Here is a 1281-nt window from a genome sequence, read left to right on the forward strand (position 1 = left end):
TAGTTACACCATCACCATCACAATCCGCTGCTAACCAAGCCGAACTTGGGCTTAACGTTTGACTCGTTAAAACTAAAGAACATGGATCATTTGGATTGGTTCCATCGGTAACCTCTTGACCATTTGTTACTCCGTCTCCATCACAATCTGCTGTTAACCATAATCCGCTAGTAGCTAATGTCTGACTTGTACCTGTGTACGAACATGGATTATTTGGATTAGTTCCATCTGTAAGTTCTTGGCCATTAGTTACACCATCACCATCACAATCCGCTGCTAACCAAGCCGAACTTGGGCTTAACGTTTGACTCGTTAAAACTAAAGAACATGGATCATTTGGATTGGTTCCATCGGTAACCTCTTGACCATTAGTTACGCCGTCTCCATCACAATCTGCTGTTAACCATAATCCACTAGTAGCCAATGTCTGACTTGTACCTGTGTACGAACATGGATTATTTGGATTAGTTCCATCTGTAAGTTCTTGGCCATTAGTTACACCATCACCATCACAATCCGCTGCTAACCAAGCCGAACTTGGGCTTAACGTTTGACTCGTTAAAACTAAAGAACATGGATCATTTGGATTGGTTCCATCGGTAACCTCTTGACCATTTGTAACGCCATCTCCATCACAATCATTTATTGGAAAATCTATACATTCTCCAACAATAACAGTAACGGTAGCCGTATCACAATTAGCTGGAGTAGCTCCGTTTTCACATATTTGATAAACAACTGTATAAGTACCACTTGGAGTGTTTGGCGCAACACTAATCGTTCCGTTAGAATTTAATGTTAATCCAGTTGGAATAGTAACACCTGTTAAAGTAACTTGACCCACATTAGTACCAATTATAATTGCAGCTCCATCTAATGTATCATTCAAAATTACAGTAGATGTTGAAGTACCTCCAGTAACACCATTAATTGAATTAGTAGTATCGTTCACGGCATCTATAACATTTGATACAATAACTGTTGCGGTAGCCGTATCACAATTAGCTGGAGTTGCTCCGTTTTCACATATTTGGTAAGTAACGGTATAAGTACCCGATGGGGTGCCTGCTGCTACTGTTATCGTTCCGTTTGGATTTAATGTTAATCCTGCTGGAACAGTTGTTCCTGTTAAGGTTACTTGACCTAGATTAGTCCCAATTACAACTGGAGCGCCATCTAAAGTGTCGTTAATAATTACTGATGGGGTGCTGTCTCCTGAGGTAATAGCCGTTGGTGTATCATTTACGGCATCAATAACGTTTGCTACTACAACAGTAGCTG

At 40.4% G+C, this 1281-nt stretch carries 1 protein-coding gene; it reads right to left on the reverse strand.

Annotated elements, in window-relative coordinates; genetic code table 11:
- On the reverse strand, positions 1–1281 hold a 1281-nt coding region (locus NAT47_RS12495; RefSeq protein ID WP_250583253.1), incomplete at both ends, for a thrombospondin type 3 repeat-containing protein.

Source organism: Flavobacterium fragile, from assembly GCF_023634865.1.
Lineage (GTDB): Bacteria > Bacteroidota > Bacteroidia > Flavobacteriales > Flavobacteriaceae > Flavobacterium > Flavobacterium fragile.